General features: G+C 68.8%; 7 protein-coding genes. 2 read left to right on the top strand and 5 right to left on the bottom strand.

Going from position 1 to position 5569, the window contains the following annotated elements:
- Window positions 1–479: 479 nt before the first annotated feature.
- From ACIGXW_RS33680 to ACIGXW_RS33670, 3 genes are all read right to left on the bottom strand, one after another.
- Complete coding sequence (locus ACIGXW_RS33680) at window positions 480–635, bottom strand: hypothetical protein (RefSeq protein ID WP_399576669.1); 156 nt, start codon at window positions 633–635, stop codon at window positions 480–482.
- Window positions 619–1050 (bottom strand): asparagine synthase-related protein, encoded by a 432-nt coding sequence (locus tag ACIGXW_RS33675; protein WP_399576670.1) that lies wholly within the window; start codon window positions 1048–1050, stop codon window positions 619–621. Before ACIGXW_RS33675 ends, ACIGXW_RS33680 begins: the two co-directional genes overlap by 17 nt.
- 79 nt (window positions 1051–1129) lie before the next feature.
- A complete protein-coding gene (locus tag ACIGXW_RS33670) occupies window positions 1130–1672 on the bottom strand; it encodes a hypothetical protein (RefSeq protein ID WP_399576668.1) in 543 nt (180 codons plus the stop codon).
- Window positions 1673–2488: 816 nt separating this feature from the next.
- Between ACIGXW_RS33670 and ACIGXW_RS33665 the strand changes: the two genes are divergently transcribed.
- On the top strand, window positions 2489–3034 hold the full coding sequence (locus ACIGXW_RS33665; RefSeq protein WP_399576667.1) for a hypothetical protein: 546 nt from the start codon (window positions 2489–2491) through the stop codon (window positions 3032–3034).
- Between the two features lie 426 nt (window positions 3035–3460).
- Here ACIGXW_RS33665 and ACIGXW_RS33660 read toward each other — a convergent pair whose 3' ends face one another.
- On the bottom strand, window positions 3461–3721 hold the full coding sequence (locus ACIGXW_RS33660; RefSeq protein ID WP_399576666.1) for a hypothetical protein: 261 nt from the start codon (window positions 3719–3721) through the stop codon (window positions 3461–3463).
- Between the two features lie 182 nt (window positions 3722–3903).
- On the opposite strand from ACIGXW_RS33660, the gene ACIGXW_RS33655 reads away from it, so the two are divergent.
- A complete protein-coding gene (locus tag ACIGXW_RS33655; protein ID WP_399576665.1) occupies window positions 3904–4428 on the top strand; it encodes an ATP-binding protein in 525 nt (174 codons plus the stop codon).
- A 112-nt stretch (window positions 4429–4540) separates the two neighbouring features.
- Here the strand turns inward: ACIGXW_RS33655 and ACIGXW_RS33650 are convergent, their stop codons facing one another.
- The gene (locus tag ACIGXW_RS33650) at window positions 4541–5062 is read right to left on the bottom strand and encodes a hypothetical protein (RefSeq protein WP_399576664.1); all 522 of its coding nucleotides are present in this window, start codon (window positions 5060–5062) and stop codon (window positions 4541–4543) included.
- Window positions 5063–5569 lie beyond the last annotated feature (507 nt).

The raw sequence follows: 5569 nt of genomic DNA, 5'->3' as shown, positions 1-5569 counted from the left end.
GCCGCGGGGCGGGCGCCCGGGGGGGCGCGGGGGGCCCCCCCCCCCGCCGCCCCCCCCCCCGCCCCCCCCCAACCCCCCCCCCCCCCCCCCACCCCCCCCCCCCCCCCCCCCCCCCCCAGGCAGAGGTCCCCCATCGACCCCGCCCGCAGGCAGCCGCCCGTCCGGGCGGGGCCGCGTCGCACCTCCCGGCTCCCCACGGGAGGCCCGACGCGCGCCCGGGATCTCGTCTACCCGGCCTGCCGACCTCGATCCGGGGCACCAGGGCCTACCGGTCCGCGATCTTCGGGTGGCTGGTGGAGGCGCGGTCGATCCAGACAGTGCAGCGCCAGGCATCGACCAGGTACCAGATACGCCCACCGGCAGTGACCTCGATCTGCCAGTGGTCCATTGCCTCGCCGCGGTGCGCCCCCGGGCGAGCTCGCCCTTGAGATAGTGATGGCGTTCGGTGCGGGTGGCCAGCGCAGGGTCGGTACGCATCATCAGCCAGGCAGCGCGGGGGTTGCTCGCGGCCTGGGCGCCCAGCTGCTCCCGTCCACGGTCGGGGTGAGCTGGGTCCACCGTCCGGTGTGCTCGTCGAGGATGGCGCCGCCCTCGTCGGTGAGGACCGCGTGGGCGCTCTCACACAGCCGCCACACGGCCGTTCACCTCCTCCCACCACCGGACGGGTGTCTCGGCGAGCTGCCGCAGCCACACCTCGGCGGCCACCACCAGGTGCAGGGAGCCCTGGGCCGTGGGCTGCCCGGCGGCGGCCCGCTCCAGCGCCCCGCCCACGGGCTGGGAGGTAACCAGCCCGAGGGCGGCCAGGCGCGACGACGGGCCGAGCAGGTCCCGCAGAACCGGGGCGTGTCTACGCAGACCCTGGTAGGCGAGGGCGTTGAAGCCGCCCTTGGTGGTGCGGGCGAGCACGAAGGGCGGCAGCACGCCGCTGCCGGTGAACGCCGCCTCCAGCAGCGGCTTGTACCGTCCCGGGACCCGCGCTGGTCGGCGGGCACGGCCAGGCAGGCCCGGATCACTTCGTTGTCCACGGCCTTGGGACTGGTAATCCCGCATGTTCACGTGTCGCGTATTCCATGCCGCGAGGGCCTTGGTATCACCATGCGTGATCAGTTCTCGCTGGGGCGAGCACGGGTCACGAAGCAGCTGCGCCGATTACGCCGCGGGCCTCCGTGACGAAGGCGTCAAGCTGGCGCAGGTGTGCGTCCACCGCAGCGTTGTAACTCAAAGCCCCAGGGGTGTCGTACGGATCGCGCGGTTTCGCGTGAGCTGCCAGCACAGCCGCTGTCTGGGGCAGACCCTCGGCCAGATTGGCCATCTCGTCCGGCCCAACAACGGCGACAGCTGCACTGGCACGCCTTAGTTCGTTGAGGACCGGGGTCAGTTTCGACCATGCGTCCCGGCGTTCCTCTTCGCCCAACTTGTCGAGCCTCTCGTACTTGATGAGGGGACGTGCCTCGTCCATGAGCCTTTGGCTGATGCTGATCACGGTGGTGTAGGCGGCTTGCCGCTGCGCCCGAAGCCAGTGCGCAAGCTCGACTTCACCCTGTTCCTTGGCCTGGTCTCTGGCCTGTCTCCGGGATGTCGCAGCCCCCGCAAAGGCACCGCCGAGCGTGCCGAGTACCAAGCCAGCAACACCGATTCCAGCTGCCCACACAGTCGCGACGCCCTGATCCATGCCCACCATCCTTCCTGTCGAGAGTGCATGTGGCAGGTAGCCGAGAGGGTGGTGTGCCAAGGTTGGGCTGCTCTGGTGAGGACAAGAGATGCGGCCCTGGCTGGTCCCATGGCGCTCATCGGTAGGACCAGCGGTACCGCGACTATTGTCGAGATTGATCTTGAGCGGTGAAGTGCTGCGGGGTCACGAAACTGGGACTGCGCGATCGAGGGGCCGGAGGTCTCCGTACAGGGCGGCGGCGAGTTCCCGGGCCAGGCCCTGGTCGGCGACACCGTTGAGCGTGTAGTGCACCGGCCCCGGTACCAAGCCGGAGCGGAGCCGGATCTCGCCGCCGTGGGCCAGACGGAGGGCGGCGTATGGTCTTCGTGGCGATGCGCTTACAGAACATCAATGCCAGGTCATCGCGCACCCGCATCCTCGCCTTGTGTACCCGGCACGCCATCAGCGCGGCCCGCCTCACGGCCACGTACGCCTTGAGCTCGGAGGCGGACGCGGTGGACGCCTCCCAGCGAAGTCGGTGATCTTCCGCGAAGCGACACCGTCCATCCACACGTCCGTGTCGCCGAGCCCGTCCAGCCACTCCAAGTGCGCGACGAGCCGGTCTCCCAACACCCCCTCACTTTGTAACGTCCGCTCGGTCCCCGCAGGGCCGGGTGCTTGTTCCGTCGCTGGGTCAGGCATGGGTTAGCTACCCGCCGGGGAAGGCCCGGGATAGTGCTGGTCGCTGTGCTGTCTGGACGGGGGTGGGAGATGCCGGGACCAGAAGCGTGGTCGCCGGAGGCTGGGGATCTTCGATATGGGCGGGCCATCGAGTCGGTGACCACTATTGCCGCACCATTGCTGGCGGCCGGCGCGGTCGCCATGCTCGGGGTTGTGGCCGCCGACTCGGACGAGTTCCGTTGGCCGGGTCCGGCTCTCCTGTTTCTGGCTCTGTCTGTGATTTCGCTGGTGGCTTGCGTGCAATGGGGGTTCCGGGCGCGCCCCTTCCTGTACTCCATGTCGGAGGTGGAGGAATGGCACCGGGGTGTCGAGCTCACGAAAGTGGAACGCAACCGGTTGTCGCAGCAGCGCGTAGACGACCTGGTCCGGTGGCGGCGCGGAACCGGACTGGCCGCCTTCTGCTACACCTCGGGTCTCGTCACGCTGGGCATCGGCATGGCGCTCGTGCTCGCGCCACCCGTCGGTGACGAGTTCGCCGACTGGCGCTGGGCGGTCTTCGGGCTGGTGTCGCTCGCCACGTCCGTGGAAATGCTGTGGTCACTACTGGAATGGGGCGACTTGGTGTCCCGCGCTGTTGAGCAGCGTCTACGGCTCCGGCGTGCACGGGCCAGGACGGGGGAGGACGGACCGGATGACGGATGAACCGGGGACAGGCCCCGAACCATCCGCAGAAGAGCCCGCAGAGAGTCAGCCATCGGTGGAGGAGGACCCTCAAAGCTCGCCGGACACACCACACCCTGAGCGCATTTGGTGCATACCGGAGAGTGGAGACGCGACGGGTGGCGGCCATGCCACGACCGGTGCGGCCCCGCCGCCCTTCGTTCGGAGCCCTCAGGGATTTCGTGCCGGCCTGGGCGATGCCTGCCCGTTTTGCGGGATGGCGTATCCGCCGCTCGTGCGCCGTCTTCTGCGAATGGAGCGCGGCTACCACTCGGAAAGCTGCCGCGTGCGCTCGCTGCCTTTGCGGCTGGCTGCGGGCCTCACGCGAACTCAGGCGATTGCCCTCCTCAACCAGCGAACGGCTCGTCGGGGGCGGTGATGGGACGCGCGCATAGACGGGCGTTACGGTCATAAAAGGATCGCCGCGGCGAGGGCCTCAGTGAGCGCCGGCGCGGGCAGGATGTCGTCCGCGGTCGGTCCGGCGTCCTGCAGGGTGAGGTCGAAGCCGTTGCCCGCCAGCGTGGTGAAGGTGACGCGGTCGGAGCCGGAGACGGCGTGCGCGCCGAGGATGTGCGGGCTGCCGCGCAGCGCGTCAGCGATGCGAACGGCGTCCTGCTCGGCGCCGAGCAGCGGGCTCTTGTCACGGTCGATAGTAGTGAGTCGAAGCACAGTATTTGTCACCGGCGAAGCCGGAGGAACTGACTGACAGGCTTTGTCGGAGCAGCCTGGTTGACACCAACGAGGCATTCAGCTTGTCACTAATGCCGTGGCGGGCGACTGCCACGCCGAGGCCATGACGGTTTTCTGCTGTGCCTGTTCCCGCGGCCCGCACGGCGCTAGCGTCGAGTCTCATGATCGTATGGCTCAACGGCACCCACGGCGCAGGCAAGACGACGACCAGCGCGCTCGTGCAGCAGCTGATCCCGGATTCACGGGTGTTCGACGCCGAGAAGGTCGGCGAGACACTCATGGACATCACACCGGGGCTGCCTGCTACGGACAACTTCCAGCACTGGCCGCCATGGCGGCCGCTCGTTGTCGAGACCGCCCGCCGCGTACTCGACTACACCGGCGGCACTCTGGTGATGCCCATGACGGTCCTGGTCGAGCAGTACTGGCGTGAGATCAGCTCCGGCCTTGCCCAGCACGTGATCCCGGTCCGGCACTTCGTCCTCCATGCCGACCAGGACACCCTCCGCGCGCGCATCGCGGGCGACATCGTTCTTGGCCCCAACTCCCCGTTCCGTCTCCAATACCTCGAGCCCTACGCCGAGGCGGCCCGCACGTGGCTGCACGCCGAGGCCGAAGTCGTCGACACCACACACCTCACACCCGCCCAGGCCGCCCAGCAGATCGCAAAGGCTGTCAAGGGTTAAGAGGACGACATTCCGGTGCCAAACCTCGTAGGCGGCAAGAAGTCTGCCTATGTGACAACTAGCGTGCTTCGGCTCAAGTAGTCGGGAATTCAGCAGTCACGCTTTGCCCCTATCAGTATTCGAGATCCAGGTAATCAATGTCGTTGATTGCCACGTCCGAGAGTCCCATAGCGCGGCCACCGCCGTCCTGGAAATACACTTCTTTAAACCCCTCGGCGATAATTTTGCGCATCTCCTGGTCGCTGACCCCCGCCTCGCGGGCGTCGAAGAGACGCTGCGCGTAAGCGGTGTAGCCGAAGCGGGCGCGGGTCTCGACGGTGATGCCGGTGGCGGTGGCGGCCTGCTTGCGGCGGCGCTTGCGGACCTGGGGCTGCCAGCGGGCCCGTACGGCCGCGTCGATCTTCGCGGCGATGTCCTTCGGCGGGTGCTTGCGGGCGGCTCGCCAGGATGCTGGGCCTCCCAGTAGCGGCGAAGTGCCAGGTCGAAGCTGGGCAGGGGGCGGCCGACGGCGGCGGCCAGGGCGAGCCGGATCGTCAGCACGACGCGCTCGAAGTCCGACCCGGTCGATGCCGCGCGAGCCAGGTCGATCCGGACGGGCAGGATCTTCTCGCCCGCCCAGGCAGGGGCGCCCCACTGCGCGGGGCGCTGCTCGGCGGCGGTGAGTGAGGCTTCCAGCTTGCGCAGCAGGGTCGACTTACCGACGCCTCCCACTCCGTAGAACGTGGTCACGTTGTCGCGGGGGGCTTCGAGGTCCTCGACGTCGAAGCCCGGAGTGGCGATGTGCCGCAGGTGCTCCTCGATGGCGGTGGCCACGAAGTTCCACTGCCTCTGGCGATTGGTGAACGCCTCGCTCGCTCTGCGCCGCTTCTCGCGCGACAGGCGCTTTGCTGTATGGCGAAGATCCGCCGGGAGCTCGGCCTGCAGGCCGTAGGCCGTAGGCCGTCGACGACAGGGCCACCGATCCTCGACCGGCCGGAGTTCAGCCCGCCGCCATCTGCAGACCTGCTGGCAATTTCAGGCCTCGGCCTCGTCAACTGCAGCGTCGGCGGCGGCCGGAGCCTCGGCCGGCTTCTCGTCGGCCTTCTTCTCGCCCTCGAGCAGGTCGCGCTCCCACTCGGCCAGCGGCTCGCCGGCGGCCTTG

This window comes from Streptomyces sp. NPDC053079 (genome assembly GCF_044546695.1).
GTDB lineage: Bacteria > Actinomycetota > Actinomycetes > Streptomycetales > Streptomycetaceae > Streptomyces.
Note: the sequence above shows the minus strand (reverse complement) of the source record. Positions and strands in the feature narration are given on the sequence as shown.